Origin of the sequence: Neisseria sp. HMSC068C12, from assembly GCF_001814095.1 — a bacterium.
Lineage (GTDB): Bacteria > Pseudomonadota > Gammaproteobacteria > Burkholderiales > Neisseriaceae > Neisseria > Neisseria perflava.
This window is the reverse complement of record NZ_KV814823.1, coordinates 51,787-73,340: the sequence shown is the minus strand read 5'-3', so window position 1 is coordinate 73,340 and position 21,554 is coordinate 51,787. Positions and strand designations below refer to the sequence as shown.

At 47.6% G+C, this 21,554-nt stretch carries 24 protein-coding genes; 12 read left to right on the top strand and 12 right to left on the bottom strand.

The genetic code is table 11. The features are described from left to right. The first annotated feature begins 66 nt into the window (after positions 1-66). A complete protein-coding gene (gene fnr, locus HMPREF2952_RS06960; RefSeq protein ID WP_039862092.1) occupies positions 67-801 on the top strand; it encodes a fumarate/nitrate reduction transcriptional regulator Fnr in 735 nt (244 codons plus the stop codon). Between the two features lie 86 nt (positions 802-887). On the opposite strand, the gene HMPREF2952_RS06955 is transcribed toward fnr, so the two are convergent. Continuing rightward, entirely contained in the window at positions 888-1,838 is a 951-nt protein-coding gene (locus HMPREF2952_RS06955; protein WP_049344882.1) for a CysB family HTH-type transcriptional regulator, read from the bottom strand. Positions 1,839-2,280: 442 nt separating this feature from the next. Between HMPREF2952_RS06955 and HMPREF2952_RS06950 the strand changes: the two genes are divergently transcribed. Further along, complete coding sequence (locus HMPREF2952_RS06950; protein WP_070587458.1) at positions 2,281-3,042, top strand: OmpA family protein; 762 nt, start codon at positions 2,281-2,283, stop codon at positions 3,040-3,042. A 135-nt stretch (positions 3,043-3,177) separates the two neighbouring features. On the opposite strand, the gene HMPREF2952_RS06945 is transcribed toward HMPREF2952_RS06950, so the two are convergent. Together HMPREF2952_RS06945 and greA are read right to left on the bottom strand one after the other, a co-directional pair. Continuing rightward, positions 3,178-3,606, bottom strand: a complete 429-nt coding sequence (locus tag HMPREF2952_RS06945; protein ID WP_004519635.1) for a DUF4149 domain-containing protein — start codon at positions 3,604-3,606, stop codon at positions 3,178-3,180. Between the two features lie 98 nt (positions 3,607-3,704). After that, positions 3,705-4,181, bottom strand: a complete 477-nt coding sequence (gene greA, locus HMPREF2952_RS06940; protein ID WP_039862094.1) for a transcription elongation factor GreA — start codon at positions 4,179-4,181, stop codon at positions 3,705-3,707. Between the two features lie 343 nt (positions 4,182-4,524). On the opposite strand from greA, the gene HMPREF2952_RS06935 reads away from it, so the two are divergent. Beyond that, positions 4,525-5,934, top strand: a complete 1,410-nt coding sequence (locus HMPREF2952_RS06935) for a PepSY-associated TM helix domain-containing protein (protein WP_049336743.1) — start codon at positions 4,525-4,527, stop codon at positions 5,932-5,934. Positions 5,935-6,145: 211 nt separating this feature from the next. Here HMPREF2952_RS06935 and rplS read toward each other — a convergent pair whose 3' ends face one another. From rplS to HMPREF2952_RS06890, 9 genes are all read right to left on the bottom strand, one after another. Then, entirely contained in the window at positions 6,146-6,511 is a 366-nt protein-coding gene (gene rplS / locus HMPREF2952_RS06930) for a 50S ribosomal protein L19 (protein WP_003679470.1), read from the bottom strand. A 14-nt stretch (positions 6,512-6,525) separates the two neighbouring features. Beyond that, the gene (gene trmD / locus HMPREF2952_RS06925; protein WP_004519639.1) at positions 6,526-7,275 is read right to left on the bottom strand and encodes a tRNA (guanosine(37)-N1)-methyltransferase TrmD; all 750 of its coding nucleotides are present in this window, start codon (positions 7,273-7,275) and stop codon (positions 6,526-6,528) included. Further along, positions 7,275-7,784 carry a ribosome maturation factor RimM gene (gene rimM / locus HMPREF2952_RS06920; RefSeq protein ID WP_004519640.1) on the bottom strand — a complete coding sequence of 170 codons (510 nt, stop codon included), beginning with the start codon at positions 7,782-7,784 and terminating at the stop codon, positions 7,275-7,277. The genes trmD and rimM overlap by 1 nt, the downstream gene beginning before the upstream one ends. Before the next feature lie 15 nt (positions 7,785-7,799). Continuing rightward, positions 7,800-8,048: a 30S ribosomal protein S16 gene (gene rpsP / locus HMPREF2952_RS06915; protein WP_003684452.1), complete on the bottom strand. Its 249-nt coding sequence runs from the start codon at positions 8,046-8,048 to the stop codon at positions 7,800-7,802. Positions 8,049-8,123: 75 nt separating this feature from the next. Further along, positions 8,124-10,520 (bottom strand): bifunctional acetate--CoA ligase family protein/GNAT family N-acetyltransferase, encoded by a 2,397-nt coding sequence (locus HMPREF2952_RS06910; protein WP_004519641.1) that lies wholly within the window; start codon positions 10,518-10,520, stop codon positions 8,124-8,126. Positions 10,521-10,575: 55 nt separating this feature from the next. After that, positions 10,576-11,973: a HAMP domain-containing sensor histidine kinase gene (locus HMPREF2952_RS06905; RefSeq protein WP_004519642.1), complete on the bottom strand. Its 1,398-nt coding sequence runs from the start codon at positions 11,971-11,973 to the stop codon at positions 10,576-10,578. Positions 11,974-11,988: 15 nt separating this feature from the next. Next, positions 11,989-12,666 carry a two-component system response regulator MisR gene (gene misR / locus HMPREF2952_RS06900; RefSeq protein WP_003748666.1) on the bottom strand — a complete coding sequence of 226 codons (678 nt, stop codon included), beginning with the start codon at positions 12,664-12,666 and terminating at the stop codon, positions 11,989-11,991. A 207-nt stretch (positions 12,667-12,873) separates the two neighbouring features. Next, complete coding sequence (locus HMPREF2952_RS06895; protein ID WP_070695424.1) at positions 12,874-14,706, bottom strand: PglL family O-oligosaccharyltransferase; 1,833 nt, start codon at positions 14,704-14,706, stop codon at positions 12,874-12,876. After that, on the bottom strand, positions 14,703-15,059 hold the full coding sequence (locus HMPREF2952_RS06890) for a DUF2069 domain-containing protein (protein ID WP_049336736.1): 357 nt from the start codon (positions 15,057-15,059) through the stop codon (positions 14,703-14,705). The genes HMPREF2952_RS06895 and HMPREF2952_RS06890 overlap by 4 nt, the downstream gene beginning before the upstream one ends. Positions 15,060-15,281: 222 nt before the next feature. Here HMPREF2952_RS06890 and hisC point away from each other — a divergent pair, with 222 nt between their 5' ends. The 9 genes from hisC (at position 15,282) to HMPREF2952_RS06845 (ending at position 21,520) form a co-directional block, all read left to right on the top strand. Further along, positions 15,282-16,367: a histidinol-phosphate transaminase gene (hisC, locus tag HMPREF2952_RS06885; RefSeq protein WP_063069194.1), complete on the top strand. Its 1,086-nt coding sequence runs from the start codon at positions 15,282-15,284 to the stop codon at positions 16,365-16,367. A gap of 19 nt (positions 16,368-16,386) precedes the next feature. Further along, positions 16,387-17,343, top strand: a complete 957-nt coding sequence (gene hisB / locus HMPREF2952_RS06880) for an imidazoleglycerol-phosphate dehydratase HisB (RefSeq protein WP_070587450.1) — start codon at positions 16,387-16,389, stop codon at positions 17,341-17,343. A 169-nt stretch (positions 17,344-17,512) separates the two neighbouring features. After that, positions 17,513-18,157 carry an imidazole glycerol phosphate synthase subunit HisH gene (gene hisH, locus HMPREF2952_RS06875; RefSeq protein WP_049336732.1) on the top strand — a complete coding sequence of 215 codons (645 nt, stop codon included), beginning with the start codon at positions 17,513-17,515 and terminating at the stop codon, positions 18,155-18,157. A gap of 72 nt (positions 18,158-18,229) precedes the next feature. Next, the gene (gene hisA / locus HMPREF2952_RS06870; protein ID WP_049336731.1) at positions 18,230-18,967 is read left to right on the top strand and encodes a 1-(5-phosphoribosyl)-5-[(5-phosphoribosylamino)methylideneamino]imidazole-4-carboxamide isomerase; all 738 of its coding nucleotides are present in this window, start codon (positions 18,230-18,232) and stop codon (positions 18,965-18,967) included. A gap of 178 nt (positions 18,968-19,145) precedes the next feature. After that, a complete protein-coding gene (locus tag HMPREF2952_RS06865; RefSeq protein WP_004519651.1) occupies positions 19,146-19,463 on the top strand; it encodes a hypothetical protein in 318 nt (105 codons plus the stop codon). A gap of 40 nt (positions 19,464-19,503) precedes the next feature. Continuing rightward, entirely contained in the window at positions 19,504-20,271 is a 768-nt protein-coding gene (hisF, locus tag HMPREF2952_RS06860) for an imidazole glycerol phosphate synthase subunit HisF (protein ID WP_049336730.1), read from the top strand. 52 nt (positions 20,272-20,323) lie between these two features. Further along, positions 20,324-20,722: a phosphoribosyl-AMP cyclohydrolase gene (gene hisI / locus HMPREF2952_RS06855; protein ID WP_100066640.1), complete on the top strand. Its 399-nt coding sequence runs from the start codon at positions 20,324-20,326 to the stop codon at positions 20,720-20,722. 32 nt (positions 20,723-20,754) lie between these two features. Continuing rightward, positions 20,755-21,078 carry a phosphoribosyl-ATP diphosphatase gene (locus HMPREF2952_RS06850; protein WP_003679440.1) on the top strand — a complete coding sequence of 108 codons (324 nt, stop codon included), beginning with the start codon at positions 20,755-20,757 and terminating at the stop codon, positions 21,076-21,078. A 118-nt stretch (positions 21,079-21,196) separates the two neighbouring features. Continuing rightward, complete coding sequence (locus HMPREF2952_RS06845) at positions 21,197-21,520, top strand: histidine triad nucleotide-binding protein (RefSeq protein ID WP_004519654.1); 324 nt, start codon at positions 21,197-21,199, stop codon at positions 21,518-21,520. Positions 21,521-21,554 lie beyond the last annotated feature (34 nt).

Sequence of the window (21,554 nt, the reverse complement as noted above, 5' to 3'; positions counted from 1 at the left end):
GACATGGGTCAATAGTTATTCGGCTTCATCAGGGATTGAGAGAACTAAGCAAATTAAAGGTGCGTTATGGCCACACACAATGCAACACATCAAATGAAAACCTTGTGTTCCACATGTTCTTTACGCGAGCTGTGTTTGCCTGTCGGACTGATGCCTAACGAATTTTCACAATTAGACGCGGTTATCCGTCAAAGCCGCCGTCTGAAAAAAGGTGAATACCTGTTCCGTGCCGGCGAGCCGTTTACCTCTTTATTTGCCATCCGTGCGGGCTTCTTTAAGACAACAGTTGCCAGCCAAGATGGACGAGATCAGGTAACCGGCTTTTTTATGTCGGGCGAGCTGATCGGTATGGATGGGATTTGTTCCCATATTCACAGCTGTGATGCTGTGGCTTTGGAAGACAGCGAGGTATGCGAGCTTCCGTTTACACATATTGAAGAACTTGGTCAGGATATTCCCAGCCTCCGTTCTCACTTTTTCCGCTTGATGAGCCGCGAAATTGTCCGAGATCAGGGCGTTATGCTGCTTTTGGGCAATATGCGCGCTGAAGAGCGATTGGCAGCATTCTTACTCAATCTGTCTCAGCGTCTCTATTCACGAGGTTTTGCCGCCAATGATTTTATCTTGCGGATGTCGCGTGAGGAAATCGGCAGCTATTTGGGGCTGAAACTGGAAACAGTCAGCCGCACCTTGTCTAAATTCCATCATGAAGGCTTGATTTCTGTTGAACACAAGCACATCAAAATCTTAGATGCGACAACCTTGAAGAAAATGGTTTCTGGTTGTTCGCACGCTATCTGAATCTTAGGCCGTCTGAAATATTTCAGACGGCCTTTTTAACAAGAATTAAAGAATAATTGTTAAGTTACGCAAGTTATAGTCAGATATTAAATTGAAAAATCTTCAACAACCGGCGTGTACAGAATGCGGTCGACTACTTCTCTGGTCAGTTTCGGTGCAAACATCTGGATAAAGTCATACGCGTAACCGCGCAGGTAGGTATCGGTGCGTAAGGCTATCCAAGTGGGTGATGGTTCAAATAAGTGTGCCGCATCAATCAGCTGTAAATCTTGATCGACCGCAGGATCGTACGCCATTTTCGCCATTAAACCAACGCCCAAGCCTAAGCGGACATACGTCTTCAATACATCTGTATCGGCAGCCGATAAGGCAACATCAGGTTGCTCAATATGCGCTTTATTAAATGTACGCGCAATGCTGCTGCCGGAATTAAAAGCAAATTCGTAAGTAACTAGCGGAAAAGAAGCTAAATCTTCAAGGCTTAAAGGATTGCGGCAGTCCAAAAGAGGGTGATCGTGCGGAACAATCACGGCATGGTTCCATTCGTAGCAGGGTAGTTTGCCCAACTCGGGGTGATCGTCAATGCGTTCGGTAATAATTGCCAAATCTGCTTCTCCGCTGCTGACCATTTGGGCAATGGCAGAAGGGCTGCCTTGTTTGATGGTCAAATTGACTTTAGGGTAGTTTTTGACAAATTCCGCAACGATTTTGGGCAAAGCATAGCGCGCCTGGGTATGCGTTGTCGCGATGGTTAGCGAGCCGCTGTCGTGATCGGTAAACTCGCTGCCGATATTTTTAATGTTTTGTACATCACGCAAAATCCGTTCCGAAATCTCTAATACGGCTTTGCCCGGTTGCGAAACGGAAACCACACGTTTGCCGCTGCGGATAAAAATTTGGATACCCAATTCTTCTTCAAGCAGGCGGATTTGTTTGGAAATGCCGGGCTGGGATGTAAAAAGCGCATCGGCAGCCTCGGAGACATTCAGATTGTGCCGGTAAACTTCAAGGGCGTAACGTAATTGTTGCAGTTTCATGGTAGTAGTACCGAATACGTTGTTATTGTGGATTTTGTGCGACAAACGGCATGTAATTTAACATATTTTGCCCAGTTTTGCCCCGAGTTTTGAAAATGGTTGTTTTTAATGAAAATATCTTTTAATGATATGAAAACAGGAAATTCAGGAAAGAAGAGGGAAAGGGGTTTTGTTGTTTTTGTACAACTTTAGGTAGGTGAATTGTCTGATTTTGCCCTAAATTAATGACACAAGATTGATTTTTCGGCATGATTAACTACTAGGAAGCAGGCACTTCATGATTGTTTGAAGGCATCGAGTATTGACAGTTTGCCTTGCGCTTCTTTATAGTGCAACCTGATATATCCGATTTGCCGCTGTTTTGATACTGCGGCCTGTATATTGGTACTTTGCAGCGGTTGCTTTCCTAGTCCGCCGCATAACAATTTGATGAGGGAATAAAATGACCAAACAGCTGAAATTAAGCGCATTGTTCGTTGCCTTGGTTGCCTCTGGCACCGCTATGGCCAGCGAAGCGCACACCAAACACGGTTACACCGTAAGCAGCCAATCTCAAGAAATCGTCCGTAACAACTACGGCGAATGCTGGAAAAACAGCTACTTCGACAAAGCTACCGAAGGCCGTGTTGAATGTGGTGACCGCGAAGCAGTTGCTCCTGTACAACAAGCTCCTGAGTATGTTGATGAAACTGTTTCCCTGTCTTCTAAAACTCTGTTCGGCTTCGACAAAGACAACCTGCGTCCTGAAGCTCAAGAGAACCTGAACGCTTTGGCTCAACGCCTGAGCAACGAAAGCGTACAAACTGTACGTGTTGAAGGTCACACTGACTTCATGGGTTCTGAGCAATACAACCAAGCTCTGTCTGAGCGTCGTGCCAACGTAGTTGCTAACTACTTGGTAGGTCGTGGCGTTGCTTCTAGCAAAATCTCTGCAGTAGGTCTGGGCGAATCTCAAGCTCAAATGACTGCTACTTGTGAAGCTGAAGTTGCTAAACTGGGCAAAAAAGTTTCTAAAGCTAAGAAACGTGCTGCTCTTATCGCTTGTATCGAGCCTGACCGCCGCGTTGATGTTAAAATCCGCAGCGTGGTTACTCGTCAAGTTGCTCCAGGTCAAACTATCGAAGGTCAAGGCGAATTGCCTGCTACTGATGAAGGTTGGATCCCAGCTCCTTACAATGGCGTTCACGGTTACGCTAAACCTTAATCGGTTTTTGAAAAATGCCCTGCATATTGCAGGGCATTTTTTTATGGTTTATATTTGAAGAGTCGGGGAATTCATGATTCAAAATAAAAGGCCGTCTGAAAGACTTATTTTCAGACGGCCTTTTATTAAGACAGATTAGTTTGACTTGGGCCATTTCCATACGCAAACAGCGGCGAGTATTGTACAAATCAAAAAGATGATACTGGATAAGCCGTGCCAAACGCCGAATGTTCCACCTACTAGGGACAGTAACCAGTTATCTAGTCCGTACTTGTGTGCCTCGATAACCGGCGTAACCAAAAGATGATTACAGGCTAAGAGTAGCCAAAGTACCAATATCCACCAAGAAAGTAAGGCCAGCTGCCGTCTGAAAAAGGCATAGGCTGCGCCAAAAATAACTAAGCCACAAAGTGCTGTAATAGCAAATAAAATGCCGGCAATTTCTCCTGCCAGCATTTTGGGCAGGATGCGGAATAGGATAGGGGCAGTAACATAGCCTGCTGTCAGCTGCATACCAAGCCACATGGCGGCAGCGGTTTGGATAATTTTGTATAGTAGATTCATTATGCTTCTCCTGTGAAGATTTTATTTTCTTTGATTATGGTGTTTTTAGGTACAGCAAAAGGCCGTCTGAAAATGTTTTCAGACGGCCTTTTGTTTATTTAAATATATTGCACGGCAATGATGTCATATTCACGCACGCCGCCGGGTGCTTGAACTTCTGCAACGTCGCCTTCTTCTTTGCCGATCAGGGCTCGGGCAATGGGGGAGCCAACGTAGATTTTGTGTTCTTTGATGTCTGCTTCATCTTCACCGACGATTTGGTAGGTAACTTGTTCTTCGGTTTCCAAATCTTCCAGTGTCACAGTTGTGCCGAACACAATTTTGCCTTCTGCATGGATTTCGGCAGGGTTGATGATGTGCGCCATAGAGAGTTTGTGTTCCAACTCGGCAATGCGGCCTTCGATAAAGCCTTGACGCTCTTTGGCGGCTTCGTATTCTGCGTTTTCAGACAAGTCGCCGTGTGAACGTGCTTCGGCGATGGCTTCAATGACTTCTGGGCGTGCTACGCTTTTGAGGTGTTGAAGTTCTTGTTTCAACAATTCTGCACCACGGACGGTCAAAGGGATTTTTTGCATTGAGTTCTCCATGAAAGCATGATGATGCTTTTAAAATTTTATCCGGCCACGCGCGGTAGCCGGATTGGAAATAAAAATACAAGCCGCCAAAGCTTGGCGGCTTGATGAATAAATAAGTAATGCCTGTATTCTACCAAATTCTGCCGAAACCGCAATAATTAAAACGGATTTTCAGTAAAGTGTTGTTTTCTGTCTATTTTGTTTTTCAGACGGCCTGAAAACTAAATATTGAAGTATTTCAAAGCTGCATCGGAAAAACGGTTTCTTAAATGAATGTTTTTGATTAAAATGCCTGATACTAATTCGTAATAATTAGTCTGCTTTGACTATATAAAGAGAATATATGGAAACAAAACCAACTTCCCAAAATGAACAACAGGCTAACCGCCGTTATTTGACTGTTTGGCGATGGCATTTTTATGCCGGACTTTTGGTTGCGCCGTTTTTAACCCTGCTGGCTGTTACAGGGTTGGGAATGCTGCTATTTGCCAATATTACCGGTAAAGAAGGCGAGCGCATACATGTTACGCCTCAGGCAGTGGTTCAGCCTTTGTCGGCTCAGGCTGAAGCTGCCAGACAGTTTGTGAATCCGGAAACTTCCTCTGTGGTGCAGTATATTGCGCCGCGCACAGATGATATGGTTGCCGTATTCCGCGTGAACAATGACGATAAAGCCACTATGGTTGCCGTTGATCCCTATACGGCAAAAGTCGTGAACACGATGCCGCGCGGTCAAGGCTGGTATCACACGATGGATGAAATCCACGGCGATATTATGATTGGGGCGACAGGGGACTACCTGTTGGAAACCGCTGCGTCGCTAACCATCATCATGATTGTGACCGGTATTTATTTGTGGTGGGTAAAACAGCGTAGTCTGAAGGCTGTTTTTTTACCTAAAGCAGGCAAAGGTCGTTCTTGGTGGCGCAACCTGCACGGTGCATTTGGCTCTTGGGTTTCTTTGATTTTATTGCTGTTCTGTCTGTCGGGCGTTGCTTGGGCAGGTATTTGGGGTGGTAAAGTGGTTCAAGCGTGGAGTCAATTTCCTACGGGTAAATGGGGCGTGGAGCCTAATCCTGTATCTTCCGTATCAACCCATGGTGATGTGCTGAACGACGGTAAATCCAAAGAAGTGCCGTGGATTTTGGAGCTGACGCCTATGCCGGTTTCCGGTACGACAATGGGCGAAAACGGCATTAATCCGAGTGAGCCGATGACGTTGGAGACGGTTGACCGCTTTGCGCGCGAAATTGGCTTTAAAGGTCGCTATCAGCTTAATTTGCCTAAGGGTGAGACCGGTGTATGGACGCTGTCGCAAGACTCAATGAGCTACGATATGATTAGTCCGACTGCGGATCGTACGGTACACATTGATCAATACAGTGGCAAAATCCTGGCTGATATTCATTTCGATGATTACAACTGGTTTGGTAAATTCATGGCGGCAAGCATTGCTTTGCATATGGGTACGCTGGGCTGGTGGAGCGTATTGGCAAATGTCTTGTTCTGCCTGGCGATTATCTTTATCTGTGTCAGCGGTTGTGTAATGTGGTGGAAACGCCGCCCTTCGGAAGCGCGAGGTTTAGTTCCTCCTGCACAGAAAATTAAATTTCCGGTATGGTGGGCAATGGCTGTGCCACTTCTGATTTTGGCTGTGATTTTTCCAACGGCCATTGCTGCAATCGCTGTTATTTGGATTTTGGATACACTGTTGTTGTCGCGTATCCCAGCATTGGCAAGATGGTTTAAATAACCGTCTGATGTGATTAAAGGCCGTCTGCATCTTTTGTTTCAGACGGCCTTTGTTATAAAGGTTAAAAGAAGCAGGGGGAGTTATAATTCTGTTTAAGTTTATGCGTGAGATGGGAATTGTGATTGGCTTACAGGATTGTGTAAGAAAGACAAGGCGTTCTTGTATAAAAACAAAAAACCCACTTCATTGAAGTGGGTTTTTGATGAAGGCTTTAACCTTTGCGAGCAGGCAATTTTTCTTTAATGCGAGCTGCTTTACCGGTCAGGCCGCGCAAGTAGTACAGTTTGGCGCGACGTACGTCACCACGGCGTTTAACTTCGATTTTTTCTACGGTAGGAGAGTACAGTTGGAAAGTACGTTCTACACCTTCGCCGCTAGAGATTTTGCGAACGATGAAGTTGCTGTTCAGGCCACGGTTGCGGCGAGCGATAACAACACCTTCGTATGCTTGCAGACGGCTGCGAGAACCCTCAACTACGCGTACAGATACGACAACGGTGTCGCCTGGAGCGAATTCAGGGATTTCTTTGTTCAAGCGAGCGATTTCTTCTTGCTCTAATTGTTGAATCAAGTTCATTTGTTTTTCCTAAGTTATGATTGGATTTCCTGTTGCTCTTGCAAGATTTCTTTTAAGAGGCGGGATTCCTTTGGGATTAAACTGCGCTTTTCCAATAAATCGGGTCGGCGCTCTAAAGTGCGTCGCAGTGATTGTTTCAATCGCCACTCGGCAATCAAGCCATGATTCCCTGAGCGTAAGACATCAGGAACTGTCATGCCTTGGAATTCTACGGGTTTGGTGTAATGAGGACAGTCTAAAAGGCCGTCTGAAAACGAGTCTTGTTCGGCTGACTGTATATCGCCCAATACGCCCGGAACCAATCTTAAGACAGCATCCATCAACATCATGGCGGGTAATTCGCCACCTGAGACGACAAAGTCGCCAATGCTGATTTCTTCGTCCACACTGCTTTGCAATAGTCTTTCATCTATGCCTTCATAGCGTCCGCATAGAAGAATAAGATGGGGCAGTTCGGCAAGATCTGCGGCCTTTTTATGTGTCAGCGACTGACCTTGCGGACTGAGATAAATTACTTTGGCAGGTTTTTGCGAGTTTGCTTTGGCTTCTTCAATTGCTGCTTGAAGCGGCGGCGCCATCATAATCATTCCCGGACCACCTCCGAAGGGGCGATCATCGATATAGCCAAGTTTGTTGTCGGCAAATTTTCGGGGATTAACGGCTTGAAATTGCCAAAGGTTTTGTTTTCTTGCCCTGCCTGTAACACCATATTCGACAATGCTGTCGAACATCTCTGGAAAAATGGTGATGGCTTGAATCAGCATCAGTAATCCAAACCCCAGTCGGCGATAATAGTTTTGCTGTCGGTATCGACAGATTCGATATAGTTGGAGACGAAGGGAATCAGGATTTGTCCGTGTTTGCCTTTAATCATCAAAACATCATTCGCGCCGGTTTCCATCAGGTTACTGACTTTGCCGAGGACAATGTTTTCTTTATTGATGACGGTCATGCCGACTAAATCTGCCCAGTAGTATTCGTCTTCTTCAGTAGGGGCGAATGACTCTCTGGGAATTTCGATGGTATAGCCGCGCAAGGCAAATGCTTGATCGCGATCGTCTATACCTTCAAATTTGACCTGAAGTTCGCCATTGACAATTTTACCTGCCTCAAGCACAACATTCAGGGTTTTGCCATCCTTGCACAACTGCCACTCTGGGTAGTCCAGCAGACTGTCGGTATATTCGGTATTGGCGGCAATTTTAAGCCAGCCTTTAATGCCGAACACACCTTTGATGTAGCCCATGGCTACCCGTGTTTGAGTGTCTGTCATGGTCGTTTCAGCTGATTAAGCAGCGATTTTTTGCTCTTTAATCAGTTTGGCAACTGCGTCGCTAACTTTCGCACCTTGAGCAACCCAGTGGTTGATGCGGTCTGCGTCGAAACGTACACGTTCTTGTTTTTCGTTGGCAACGGGGTTGTAGAAACCTACGCGCTCGATGAAGCGGCCGTCACGACGGTTGCGAGAGTCAGTTACGACTACGTTGAAGAAAGGGCGGTGTTTTGAGCCGCCGCGAGCCAAACGGATAACTACCATTTTGAGTCCTTTTGAAAAATGCGGATATATAGAAACCGCTAATTTTAGGATATTTTACACGGGTTATGCAAGTTTTTATTTGTTTTTGTTGCTGTTTTGCCATTCGTTCAAATCGAGGCTTGCTTGATACAGGCCGCGGTCGGTTTCCGATGGAGTGACGGTAAATCCTGATTTTTCAGCGAGTTTGAGCATCGGTGTGTTTTCTTTGAGGATTTCCGCATTCATGATTTGATAACCTTGCTGTGTGGCAGTTTGGATAATGAGGCTTATCATTTTGCCGGCCAAGCCGGTTTTGCGTGTTTCAGGTGCTAAAGTAATGCCGAACTCGCACTCATTACGATTGATGCGGCTGTAACGGCTAACTGCGACGATACGACCGTCTGAAGCGAAGGCTACCCACGCGCATTCGGCATGGAAATCGAGACGGGTCAGCCGTGCGAGTGTCGGCGGCGGCAACTCGTTGGTATGGGTCATGAAGCGCGTATAGCGGTCGGCCGCGGGTAATTGGCGGACAAATTTTTGTTTGGCTTCGGCATCTTCAGGTTCTAGTGCGCGGATGTGCAGTGTGTTGCCGTCGGGCAGGGTAAAGGTATCGGTTTGGCTCGGATAGGGTGCGAGTACGTTTTGTATCTCGGGAGTTTCGGTTTTAGGGTGCAGTAGTTCGGACGCGGCTTCGCCGGTGTTGCGTAGAAACTCGGCTGCGACCGGATTTTTTTGTTGGAGGTAGGCGGCGGCACTTTGCATTTTAGCGGCGGCCTGTTCTAAGGTTTGGACGGCTTTTTTGGGGATTTTGGTTGTCGGCGTGGCTGGTTTTTCCACAATTTTGGGAATGATGGTGCTGCTGTATTGGCTGCCGTTGTAGTTGAGGATGATGTCGCCGATATGCTGGTTGTTGTGGATAAGCGTGTTTAGGGAATGCAGGAATTGATTGAGAACGGAAGTGTTGTCAAGTTCTGCAAACTGGCTTAAACGCTGGATATCGAGTGTGGTAAAAGGAGGTAATGCGGCTTCGGTTTTGCCGTTGTAATGGGCGGTAAGGATATTGCCGTAAATGGCATGGCGGTTGAATCGGAATTGGACGGCATTGTGTTTTTGGGTTTGGCACGGAGGCAGGTATAGGGCTTCCGCCATCAGTTCGGTTTGGCCGGAAGCAATGGCTTTATCGATACTTTTGCTTTTAGGTGTTTTTAGACGACCTGTTTTGGCTGGCGCAGGGGTATTTTGTACTTGTTGCAAATAGGCTGTTTGATTGCGGAAATAAAGTGTCAGCAAGGCTTCTTCCGGCGTGTTAAACCGAGTCAGGCCGTCTGAAAAACGATAGCTGACGAGAATGGGCTTGCTGGTTTTTTGTGCCAAATTATCCAGAGTTTGATGAATACTGTATGCGTCTGGCGTATCTGGCGAAATAATGCCAAGCAGGGCTTGAGTATGCGGATTTTGTAATTGTTCGAGCGCCAGACGGTGGATGCGTGCAGGCGTAGGGTTGCTGCCGATGCAGCCTTGTCGGACGGATGGTACATCGGTTGGGAGGTCGAGGGTCAATTCGCAGGCATTGGCGGTAGTGCGCAGCCATTCTATCGGCGTATCGGACAATATGGTGGGGTTGGTAATGACGGGAATGCCGGAAAGGTGGGCTTTTAGGGCTGCTTCCAGTTCGGCGTTATTGAATACCGGTTGGAAATTGCAATGGCGGCTGAGGCTGCGCAGGATGGCTTTGTCTGTGTCGTCGGTGTAGTGTGTAGACAATAGGATAAGCGGAGTGTGGCGTGTAAAGTGGCGGATGGCACTGAACAGCTCGCGTTGGTTTTCGGCCGGATTGTAGTGGATCACGGCAACTTTAGTATGGCGGTTGTGGCCGAAGCGGTTGAGCCAGTCGGCCGATGTAGTAGGGCTTAGATCATAGTTGAGGCTGATGTGGCGCGATACGCCTTGATGCAGCGTGTTCAGCAGGTGGTTGATGTTGCGGCTGACGGTGCTGTGGCCGGTGAGTAATGCGATATGGCCGGCCGGATAGTCGGTTTGGGTGCTGATGTTGAGGTTGAGTGAGGGAAGTTGGATGCCTGCGCTGTTGCATACGGTGATGTTCAATTCATCGCCGTGATGTTTTTGAATGGTGGAACGGGCGTTTTTGCAGGATTCGGGCGGTAGGTTTTCCCAATCTTGAATCAGAATAATGTGGTGCAGGTCTTTTTTACGGCAGGCTTTGAACAGCGAGTCGTAATGGTCGGGCGGGATAACGGCAACAACCAAATCGGCTTGTCCCGGGATTTTGCTGAGGCTGGAGTAGGAGGGAATGCCTGCTACACTGCTGTGTCGAAGATTGACGGGGGTGATTTTGCCTTGATATGAGGAACCGAGCAGGTGGCTGAAAATGCGTTCGCCAAGGCTGTGCGGACGTTCGCTGGCGCCGACGAGGATGATGTGTTCAGGCATGAAGAAGTAGCCGGAGCCGGTTTGGACGGTTGCGCTCATGATGGTTCCTTATTTGTGTTTTTGGCCGTCTGAAAAGTTTCAGACGGCCTTATTTTTAGACTTCTTTTTTGTCTCCGGCTTTCTTTTTGGGAAGGATAAAACGCATCCTCAGGCCGTTGGGTTTGACATTTTCAGCAATGATTTTACCGCAGTGCTGTTCCATAATGTGCTGTGTCAATGCAAGCCCTAAACCTGTACCGGGCTTGTGCGCGCTGGAGTCGGCGCGATAAAAGGCAGTGAAGATATGCGGAAGCTGCATTTCATCGACACCCGGACCGTTGTCGGTCACATCGATAATCCAGTGTTTGCCGTCTTGTCCGATATGGGTTTGAATGGTGCTGCCTTCCGGACTGTAATTGATGGCATTACGGATAACGTTGTCAAAGGCGCGGTATAGATAGCCTTCGTTGGCGCTGACCACGGCATTTTCGGGGATTTTTGGGTCAATGCTCAGGGTAACGCTTTGGTTGTTTTGGTGGGCAATGCTTTGGTTGTCCTCAATCAAGTTGGTTAAGAACGGAACGAGTTTGAGGTTTTCTTTTTCCAAAGGAATATTGGAAGTTTCCAAGCGGGATAGGGTCAACAATTCGCCGACCAGAGTATCCATGCGCACCAATTCGCCTTCAAGGCGCTTGAGGTATTGCTCTTGCTTTTGCGGCTGAGATTGAATCAGGCCGACAATCGCCTGCATACGTGCCAGCGGCGAGCGCATTTCATGAGAAACGTGGTGGAGCAAATGACGCTCTTTGGCAACAAGTTTTTCCAGTTTCTCGGCCATTTTGTCGAACTGCACGGCAAGGTGGGACAATTCGTCGTCACGGTCGTCAACTTGCTGGGAAATGCGGGTTTCGAGTTCGCCGTTGGCTACCCTGTCCATACCGCCGCCAAGAATTTTAATGGGCTTGGTAATGTTGTTGGCAAGGATGTATGCCATCAAGAGGCCGACGATGATGATGAAAGACAGAATGATAAATTCGTGCCAAATCGGCGAGAGCGGCAGGCCGGGAATGAAGAGCGGGCTGGGCAGGCGTTGGGCTTGATGGTTGTCCCAGCCTTTAATGAAGAAGAGGTATTCTTCGCCGAAACGGTCGTATTCGATGTGGGCTAAATCGGATTCGGGATTGTTGATGGCAAAGATGCGGGCGCGTTCGATGGACAGGCTGTCGATGTTGCGGCCTAAAATATCTTTTTTATCGTCGCCGGTAATCACATAAACGGCATTGGAAACCGGATTGTTTTTCCATTCCGAAAGAATTTCACGCGCACCGCTGTCTCCGCGCGAGTTAAACGCGGAGATGATGCTGCTCATCAATGTGGTTTCGATGGTGCGGCGTTGGTTGAATTGGTTTTCGGCGAGGGTGTTTTGTACCAGCCAAAATGAAAAACTCGCCACAAAGATTGCGCAGACGATGACTGCGCAAAATGTGGCGAAGATGCGTTGAAACAGTTTCATTGATCTGTTTAATCTTTAGTTTTTAACAAACAGGTAGCCTAAGCCGCGTACAGTTTGAATCAGGGAGGCATCGCCCAATTTGTGGCGGATGCTGGAGATGTGTACGTCGATGCTGCGATCAAATTTAGCCAGTTTGCGGTCGAGTGCCTCGATAGACAGGGTCTCTTTGCTGACGACTTGTCCGGCGTGGCGCATCAAAACTTCGAGCAGGTTGAATTCGGTGCTGGTCAACTCAAGCGGAGTGTCTTTGATGCTGGCTTGGCGTTTGGCAGGGTAGAGGACAACGTCGCTGACAGAAATGCTGTTAGGCGCGTTGTTTTGTTCGTTGCTGTGTTGCGCACGGCGCAGGATGGCGTTGATGCGGGCCAAGAGTTCGCGCGGTGTGCATGGTTTCGGAACATAATCGTCCGCACCCATTTCCAGACCGATAATGCGGTCGATGTCGTCGCCTTTCGCGGTCAGCATAATGATGGGCACGGTGCTTTGGGTACGTACGTTTTTCAGTACGTCCAAACCGTTCATTTTAGGCATCATGGAGTCTAATACGACGACATCGTATTGTCCGGTCAGAATTTCTTGAACGCCGGCTTCGCCGTCGGGAACGCTATGAACGTTGAGGCCTTCGGCAGTCAGGTATTCGGTCAGCAATTCGGTCAAGAGGGCATCGTCATCTACGAGTAATACGCGACTCATGGAATTTCCTTTTCGTGATTGTATGCGCCGTGGCACTAAATAGGCGGTGCGGCGCTTAAAATAGAGTTGTATTCAATCTTAACATGCAATCTGCTTTTGTTGATAGCGTAATTTTCTGTGCTTTTGCGCTTTTTTGCATAGAAACTTGCTGCTCTTTACATTTTCAGACGGCCTGTAAGGACAAACTGACAATTAGGTGTGTTTTGTTCAGGGTTTGTCGCATGATTGGGCGGTTTGGTGTTTCGGTGCGTTGATGAAATCTTTGCAATCGGACAAAAGTTTGGGCAGTAAGGGGGCGAATGTCGGGTGGCTGCGTATTTTGTCGGCGTAGAAATACATCATATAAGGATAATAATATTGCATTGCCTGCATCCATTGCGCACCTTCTTCTTTTTTACCTTGTCGGTAGAGGTAAAGGCCAACTTGGTAGGCGCTGGAGTAGGGGCGGTAGGTCAGGGCTTTGAGTGCGGCCTCTTCTGCCCATGGGTGGATATAGGCATCGGTCGGATCTGCACGTTTGCTCAAGCTCAAATCGGCGTAATAGGCAAGCATGGGGCTTTCTTTGGAAAGTCGTTGCAAGCCGTCGATTTTGTTTTGAACCGTTTGCTGATCATCGGTTTTCCCTACACGGCTATATTGGGTCAGATTTTGATATTCCCAGCTGAGGTTTGCTATGCCGATTAAAATCGATAAAGCAGCTATACCGCTTGCCCATTGTCTGATTCGGGTGGATAAAGGGCCGTCTGAAACATCTTTCGGATAAGAGGGTGTCAACGACAGAATCAGGCTGAATACAGTGAGGAAGTAGATATACCAAAGAGGATATTCAAGCATGCTGTGGCAAAGGCTGACGGCGGCGGCAGTCAGTAAAAACAGCGAGGCCGGCGTTTGATTGCGGCCCAACAGTCGCCACACGGCTGCAAGCAGGGTTAAGGCTGCAAGTAAGGTGCCGGCAATGCCCATTTCGGACAATAACTGCATGACGATATTGTGCGAATGGGTAAACAGTACGCCGAGGATATTGTTGGGGAAATATTGTTGCTGGGCATTGATCAGAAAGGTTTGCTGGGCAAAGCTGTTCCAGCCGTGACCGAACCAAGGTGCGGATTGAAAGGCAATCCATGCTTTGCTCCATTCGATTTGGCGCATGGAACCTTCAAAACCGCTGGTGCCTGCGCGTTCGACAGCGGTTTCGTATTTGATGTTGCCAAACAAATCCAACAGGCTGCCCATGCCGAATTGGAAAGCAGCGGCCAGGATGGCGGTCAGAAGGAAAATGCACAGTGCGCGTTTGTGTTGGAAACGAATACGCCAAAACCATAACGGCGTAATCAGGAATAAGGCGGCAATGTAGCCTAAGATGGTGCGCGAGTTGACAAGGCCGAGGGTCGCAGTCAAAGCCAATACGAACAGAAAACCTGCTGCATTGGACATTTTGCGCGCCGTCCATAAATAGGATGCCGCCAAAATGCCCCACATTAAATAATGTCCCAAATGATTGCGCTGGCCGAGTTGACCGTTTACGGTACCGCTGCTTCGGGCAATGATGCCGTTCAACCACTCTACGTTGGACCAGCCTTTAAATTGCAGCCAGACGATGGCAGCCTGTATGGTTGCACCTATCAATAAAGACCAAGCAAAGATGCTGACGACGCGATCCTGTCCGTAAGCTGTTACCCAGCCGCGCACCGACCATGCACCCAGTGCCAAAATGACAAAGGTCCAGGCGGTGATGTCGCTCATGCCGGGGTAGGTGGAATGCATGAGGCGCGCTTGGAGCGACCAAAATACGGCCATGGCAAACAAGCCGATGCTGAGTGCGGGAAGGCGGATATTCAGCAGGCCTTTGTGTGCGCTAATCAATGTCAGTACCAATGAGCCGCTCAGTGAGATGGCTTCCAAATAAAAGCTGGGCAGTGGGCCGACTCGGTAGAGTGAGAGAAAAGGGACGGCGCAAATCCAAAGAAAACTGAGCCATAAAGGCCAAAAGGTTTTCACTGAAGATTCAGTCAGGCCGTCTGAAAGTGTGTGGTAGGTCATTTTGATGTGTGTTTTTGTTGTTTGATAAATGCAAGGCAGCCGAGGAAAAAGGCAATGCACAATAATACGGAAACGGCGGCGCAAATCCGGCTGGCGACGGCTGTGTCAGCCAGGCGCATACAGGCTTCGGCAAAGTAAATCAGAATCAGCATGGAGCTGTATTGATAAGTGTAGATGCGTTTTTTCAAAATGCCGGTCAACGGCAGGCACAGCGGCAGTGCTTTCAGTGCCAGCCATGAGCCGCCTTCGCGCAATGGCGCGATCCACAATTCCCATGACAAGGAAAGCAGAATCAGCAGGATAAGGCTTATGGACGTTGCAAGATAAGGCAATGGGGAGCGTGTATTGTTCACAATCAATATTGAGGGCGTAAAGCCGTACTGGAAAACTTAAAATTATACCGCTAAAAAGGCGAGGTAAGCCAAGAATATTGCTTAAAGATGCTGAAGAAAGGATTTATTGTTTTTTCTTCAAACGAATGAAACTTTATCTTGTTTTATAGTCTTATTTATATATATATTTAATAAAGATTGTGCTACTATTATAAATACTTTATCTCAGGAGGATAGAAAACCATGAATCGCGTTGCTGATGTTATCCGTGATGATATTAAAGTAATGACAGCCTATCAGGTTGCCGATTTGCCGGAAGGTTTTATTAAGTTGGACGCCATGGAGTGTCCGCATCATCCTTTCGCCGGGTATGAATCTTTATTGTCAGAATGGGCGGACTTGGCAAAGCAGGCCCCGATTCATTTGTATCCCCATACTGCCAAGAGCGGTATTTCTGAAGAATTGAGGGAAGTTTTCGGTATTCCCGATAAAGCGGAAATCGCATTGGGTAACGGCTCCGACGAGCTTATCCAGTTTTTGACTATGCTGGTTGCCAAACCAAATGCGCGTGTATTGGGTATTGAGCCAAGTTTCGTTATGTATCGTCATAATGCCGCACTTTATGGCATGGAATATGTCGGCGTCCCCTTAAATCCGGATTTCTCTTTAAATCTTCCTGCCGTTTTGTCTGCGATTGAGCAACATCAGCCGTCATTAATTTTTATTGCCTATCCCAATAACCCTACCGGCGTATGTTTTAAACGAGAAGAAGTAGAGGCGGTCATTCGTGCGGCAACCGGCATTGTGGTTGTCGATGAGGCATATGGTGCGTTTCATCATGACAGTTTCCTTCCGTGGGCGGGCAAAGTCGAAAACCTGGTCGTAATGCGCACCATCAGTAAAATCGGCTTTGCAGGCTTGCGGATGGGATATGCGGCGGCAAGCCCAAGCATTATGGGTGAACTGGCCAAAATCCTTCCGCCTTACAATATGAATCAATTAAGCTTGGCGGCGGCAAAATTCTCATTGAAACATCATCAAATCATTCAGCAAAACATTGATACATTAAAAAATGAGCGTTCGCGCGTGATGAATGAATTGTTGAAATTAAACCGTTTGGAAGTTTTTCCGAGCGAAGCCAACTTTATTACCGTTCGCGTACCTGATGCGAACGAGCTGTTTGAAACATTGAAGCAAAACCGCATACTGATTAAAAAACTGCATGGCAGCCATCCGCTTTTGGATCAGTGTGTCCGCATAACCATAGGCTCGGCAGCGCAAAATGATGCCGTCTTGGCGGTTATTAGAAACCTTTACCCCAATCTTTGATTTCAAGGAAACTACCATTATGAACAAAGCTCAACTGCATTTGACCAATTTTCTGTTACTGGTTGAAGAAGCCGGCTCATTGACCAAGCTTGCACGCGCGTGCGGTTATGAAAACTCCGCCTCTTTGTCTCAGCTCAAACGCCGTTTGGAACAACAAGCAGGCGATGAGTCTGCACGCGGCATTCGTCCGAGCCTGGCTGCGAAGTTGGAATCCGGCATGCACAAACGCAAAGGCTGGCTGAACCGTGATCACAGCAAAGACCAAGAAAAAGCAGCAGCGGTTGAAGTGGCGCGTTTGGAAAAACAAACTGTCGAAGCAGTCGAAGCTGGTGTTTCAACCGAAGACCGTTTTGTTACCGTTACCCGCAATACCTGCGAAACCCAAATCACCGTCAGCCTCAACCTTGACGGTACCGGTAAATACCGCTTGGATACCGGCGTTCCTTTCCTTGAACACATGCTTGCCCAAGTGGCGCGCCATGGTTTGATTGACTTGGATATTACCTGTAAAGGCGATTTGCACATTGACGACCATCACACGGTTGAAGACATCGGTATCGTGGTGGGTCAGGCCTTGAAACAGGCGCTTGGCAATAAAGCCGGCATTACCCGTTACGGTCATGCCTATGTTCCGCTGGATGAAGCGTTGAGCCGCGTGGTCATCGATCTTTCCGGCCGTCCTGGTTTGGTGTATAACATCGACTTTACCCGCGCCCTGATTGGCCGTTTTGATGTTGATTTGTTTGAAGAATTTTTCCACGGCCTTGTGAATCACAGTATGATGACCTTGCACATCGATAATTTGAGCGGCCGTAATGCACATCATCAAGCCGAGACCGTTTTTAAAGCCTTCGGCCGCGCCTTGCGCATGGCGGTCGAATACGATCCGCGCATGATGGGTCAAACACCTTCTACCAAAGGCACGCTGAGTGAAGAATCTGTTCAAGAAGAAGCGGAAGCCGCGTCTGAAGAATAAGGCATCGTGTGAATGAATAAAGGCCGTCTGAAACCGATTGGGATTTCAGACGGCCTTTTATTATTTGTCTTGTATAGTGGCAATATTTTGTTTTAAACCATCTTTTGCTACAATCATTCTTATTATTATATTAATCATTAAATGTTTTCAGACGGCCTGAGGAGAAACAATGAAAGTAGCGATTGTCGATTATGGAATGGGAAACCTGCACTCAGTATTGAAATCTGTTCAGGCGGCGCAGGCCTTGTCCAATCAAAATGCTGAAATTTATCTGACTTCGCGGCCTGAAGAGGTGATGGCGGCGGATAAGGTTATCTTTCCGGGGCAGGGCGCCATGCCGGATTGTATGTCGGCGCTGAAGGCAAGCGGTTTGGGCGAGGCGGTTTCAGACGGCCTGAAAAACAAGCCGTTTTTTGGAATTTGCGTAGGTGCGCAATTATTGTTCGAACACAGCGAAGAAGGCGATACAGATGGTTTGGGTTGGTTTGAAGGACAAGTAAAACGGTTTTTGCCCAATCAAACCGATGCACAGGGAGGCCGTCTGAAAGTGCCGCATATGGGTTGGAATACAGTGCGCCAAACCCGTCCGCATCCTTTATTTCAAGACATTGGGCAGAATGAGTATTTCTATTTTGTCCATAGCTATTATTTTGCACCGAAAAATGAAGAGATTATTTTAGGTGTCAGTGAATATCCGAATGAATTTGCCTGCATTGTCGGTAAGGACAATGTATTTGCCACACAATTCCACACGGAAAAAAGCCATCAGGCAGGATTGCTGCTGCTGCGTAATTTTTTAAATTGGCAGATTTGAGGCTTTAACATAAATCTGCTAAAAATCGCTAATTTGTGTAAAATATACTGAAATTGAATAGAGGAGAAGAAAATGCTGTTGGTACCTGCCATTGATTTGAAAGAAGGACGCTGTGTTCGCTTAAAACAAGGTTTGATGGAGCAGGCGACGGTGTTTTCCGACTCGCCGGCAGAGATGGCGTTGCATTGGCGCAATCAAGGCGCACGCCGTTTGCATTTGGTTGATTTGAACGGCGCATTCGCAGGCGTTCCTCAAAATTTTCCGGCGATTAAAGAAATTTTGGCCGCCGTGGTTAAAGATATTCCGGTACAGCTTGGCGGCGGTATCCGTGATTTGGGCACCATCGAAAAGTATTTGGATTTGGGTCTGACCGATGTGATTATCGGTACGGCCGCGGTAAAAAATCCTGAATTTGTGCGCGAAGCATGTAAGGCCTTTCCGGGTCAGATTATCGTCGGCTTGGATGCCAAAGACGGTATGGTGGCGATAGACGGTTGGGCAACGGTAACGGAACACCATGTCGTCGATTTGGCCAAGCGTTTTGAAGACGATGGCGTCAACAGCATTATTTATACCGATATCGGTCGCGACGGTATGATGAGCGGCGTGAATATCGAAGCCACCGTCAAATTGGCTCAATCAGTGAATATCCCGATTATCGCTTCCGGCGGCTTGACGAATTTGGACGATATCCACGCATTGTGTGCCGTCGAAAAAGAGGGTGTGAGCGGTGCGATTACCGGCCGCGCAATTTATGAGGGAAGTATTGATTTCGCACAGGCACAAAAAATGGCCGATTCTTTGGCTTGACCTAAGTGCGTTTAATTATGCAGATTGGGGCTTTGCAAGGTGTAACAGCGCAGGAGTTGGCGTATAGCTGAAAATGCCTTCAAAAGCGGCATTTTGCAAAGTCCTTAGACTTAAAATCTGTCTGAAATAATTATAAAAAAACAACTCACTCAATATCTTATTTTATTAAGGGATTGGTATGCTTGAAGCGTTTGTTTTGGGTTTTTGGATTATCTGGTCATCCGACCGCGAAGTGTATCCGCTAAGCGAAAGTTTGTGGTTTACACTGATTGCAGTGATATTGCGGCAGCTGACGGCGTTTGATTTGCCGATTATCGATACCTATTGGATGATTTTCAACGGGATAATCTGGGCATTTGCCGGTTTAATTTTTTCCATTGTCGGCCGCATTGACAGCAATTTCATTATTTCCTGTGTTTTGGCGATGATAGCCGGCATTGGTTATTTTCAGCTGTTGCAACATTTGCCGGATTGGTTGAGCAAATTTTTGGCCTGACGGTTTCAGACGGCCTGATAACGGATAATAGGTATTGAGTATGGCATTGGCAAAACGAATTATTCCTTGTCTGGATGTAAAAGACGGTCGCGTGGTAAAAGGTGTCAACTTTTTGGGTCTGCGCGATGCAGGCAATCCGGTTGACGTTGCCAAACGCTACAACGATGAAGGCGCGGATGAGTTGACCTTTTTGGACATCACTGCCTCCAGCGACAATCGCGACACTATTTTGCACGTTATTGAGGCAGTCGCTTCACAAGTTTTTATTCCATTAACCGTCGGCGGCGGTGTCCGTACGGTTGCCGATATCCGTCGTCTGCTTAATGCCGGTGCCGATAAGACCAGCATCAATACGGCCGCTGTAACCAATCCTGATTTGGTAAACGAAGCGGCCGGTTTTTTTGGTTCGCAAGCGATTGTTGTTGCCGTGGATGCCAAAGCGGTTAACCCTGAAAACACCCGTTGGGAAATCTTTACCCACGGAGGACGTAATCCGACCGGTTTGGATGCGGTGGAATGGGCTGTCGAAATGCAGCGGCGCGGTGCAGGCGAGATTTTGCTGACCAGTATGGACCGAGACGGCACCAAGCAAGGTTTCAACCTGCCTTTGACACGCGCGGTCAGCGAAGCGGTCGATATTCCGGTCATTGCTTCTGGCGGCGTCGGTTCTGTTCAACACTTGGTGGACGGCATTAAGGACGGGAAGGCCGATGCGGTATTGGCCGCCAGTATTTTCCACTTTGGCGAAGCGAGCATCCGCGAAGCAAAACTGGCCATGCGTGAAGCAGGAATTGAAGTGCGTTTGTGATTACTATCCAAAGGCCGTCTGAAAATATGGGAAAAAAATGCGAATGTCGAACATAAACGAAACGCTGCTGAATGCCGTAAAATTTGATGAAAAAGGTTTGGTTTGCGCGATTGCCCAAGATTGGCAGACACACCGTGTGCTGATGGTTGCCTGGATGAACGCCGAAGCCCTGCAAAAAACCGTAGAAACCGGGTTTGCCCACTATTACAGCCGTTCCCGCCAAAAACAATGGATGAAGGGCGAAGAGTCAGGGCATACGCAAAAAGTACATGAATTGCGCCTGGATTGCGATGGCGACGCAGTGGTCATGTTGATTGAACAAAACGGCGGCATTGCCTGTCATACTGGGCGCGAAAGCTGTTTTTACAAAGTTTGGCAAGACGGCGCATGGCAGACAGTCGATGCCGTGTTGAAAGACGAAGAGGCGATTTACGGACATAAACATCCTTAAGGCCGTCTGAAAGAAAATAAGAGAAACTGACCATGACCGATACTATCCTTACCCAAATTCAAAACGTCATCGATTCGCGCAAAGGCGGCGATCCCGATGCTTCTTACGTTGCCCAGCTGCTGCACAAAGGCGAAGACAAGATTCTGAAAAAAGTCATCGAGGAAGCGGGTGAAACCTTGATGGCCTCTAAAGATGGCGGTGGCGAACATTTGGTTTACGAAGTGGCGGATTTGTGGTTTCATACCATGGTTTTATTGGCGCATCACGGATTGCGTGCCGAAGATGTAGTAAACGAGCTTGCGCGCCGTCAAGGTTTGTCGGGATTAGTGGAAAAAGCTTCTCGCAAAGAATCTTGAATTTATATTACAATCCCGTATTTGACCTGTTTCAGAATCCGTCTCTTAGGGCAAAAACGATTTCCCTTTTTGGGGTGAAACTCGTTATACCCGTTTTCAGACGGCCATTGGAGCCATTATGGATAATTGTATTTTCTGCAAAATCGCAACCAAAGATATTCCGGCACAAACTGTTTACGAAGACGATGAGATGCTTTGTTTCAAAGACATCCGTCCTGCTGCGCCGGTGCATCTGCTGCTGATTCCGAAAGTACACTTCGATTCACTGGCACACGCAACCGCCGAACATCAAACCCTGTTGGGGAAAATGATGTTGAAAGTCCCTCAAATCGCCCAAGAGGCAGGTTTGACCGACGGTTTCAAAACCCTGATCAACACAGGCAAAGGCGGTGGACAAGAAGTATTCCACCTGCATATACATATCATGGGTACGCCTGCATAACTATCATCTATTTTTAATAAATTCAAGGATTTAT

Bases quoted from the DNA above. Each gene is read 5' to 3' on its own strand.
- HMPREF2952_RS06845 (WP_004519654.1), top strand. From the start codon at position 21,197: ATGGATAATTGTATTTTCTGCAAAATCGCAACCAAAGATATTCCGGCA.
- HMPREF2952_RS06905 (WP_004519642.1), bottom strand. From the start codon at position 11,973: ATGAAACTGTTTCAACGCATCTTCGCCACATTTTGCGCAGTCATCGTC.
- HMPREF2952_RS06850 (WP_003679440.1), top strand. From the start codon at position 20,755: ATGACCGATACTATCCTTACCCAAATTCAAAACGTCATCGATTCGCGC.
- HMPREF2952_RS06910 (WP_004519641.1), bottom strand. From the start codon at position 10,520: ATGAGCGCAACCGTCCAAACCGGCTCCGGCTACTTCTTCATGCCTGAA.
- HMPREF2952_RS06865 (WP_004519651.1), top strand. From the start codon at position 19,146: ATGCTTGAAGCGTTTGTTTTGGGTTTTTGGATTATCTGGTCATCCGAC.
- HMPREF2952_RS06895 (WP_070695424.1), bottom strand. From the start codon at position 14,706: ATGACCTACCACACACTTTCAGACGGCCTGACTGAATCTTCAGTGAAA.
- HMPREF2952_RS06955 (WP_049344882.1), bottom strand. From the start codon at position 1,838: ATGAAACTGCAACAATTACGTTACGCCCTTGAAGTTTACCGGCACAAT.
- rplS (WP_003679470.1), bottom strand. From the start codon at position 6,511: ATGAACTTGATTCAACAATTAGAGCAAGAAGAAATCGCTCGCTTGAAC.
- rpsP (WP_003684452.1), bottom strand. From the start codon at position 8,048: ATGGTAGTTATCCGTTTGGCTCGCGGCGGCTCAAAACACCGCCCTTTC.
- trmD (WP_004519639.1), bottom strand. From the start codon at position 7,275: ATGCTGATTCAAGCCATCACCATTTTTCCAGAGATGTTCGACAGCATT.
- hisB (WP_070587450.1), top strand. From the start codon at position 16,387: ATGAACAAAGCTCAACTGCATTTGACCAATTTTCTGTTACTGGTTGAA.
- hisH (WP_049336732.1), top strand. From the start codon at position 17,513: ATGAAAGTAGCGATTGTCGATTATGGAATGGGAAACCTGCACTCAGTA.
- misR (WP_003748666.1), bottom strand. From the start codon at position 12,666: ATGAGTCGCGTATTACTCGTAGATGACGATGCCCTCTTGACCGAATTG.
- HMPREF2952_RS06935 (WP_049336743.1), top strand. From the start codon at position 4,525: ATGGAAACAAAACCAACTTCCCAAAATGAACAACAGGCTAACCGCCGT.
- HMPREF2952_RS06945 (WP_004519635.1), bottom strand. From the start codon at position 3,606: ATGAATCTACTATACAAAATTATCCAAACCGCTGCCGCCATGTGGCTT.
- greA (WP_039862094.1), bottom strand. From the start codon at position 4,181: ATGCAAAAAATCCCTTTGACCGTCCGTGGTGCAGAATTGTTGAAACAA.
- rimM (WP_004519640.1), bottom strand. From the start codon at position 7,784: ATGACAGACACTCAAACACGGGTAGCCATGGGCTACATCAAAGGTGTG.
- HMPREF2952_RS06950 (WP_070587458.1), top strand. From the start codon at position 2,281: ATGACCAAACAGCTGAAATTAAGCGCATTGTTCGTTGCCTTGGTTGCC.
- fnr (WP_039862092.1), top strand. From the start codon at position 67: ATGGCCACACACAATGCAACACATCAAATGAAAACCTTGTGTTCCACA.
- hisA (WP_049336731.1), top strand. From the start codon at position 18,230: ATGCTGTTGGTACCTGCCATTGATTTGAAAGAAGGACGCTGTGTTCGC.
- hisF (WP_049336730.1), top strand. From the start codon at position 19,504: ATGGCATTGGCAAAACGAATTATTCCTTGTCTGGATGTAAAAGACGGT.
- hisC (WP_063069194.1), top strand. From the start codon at position 15,282: ATGAATCGCGTTGCTGATGTTATCCGTGATGATATTAAAGTAATGACA.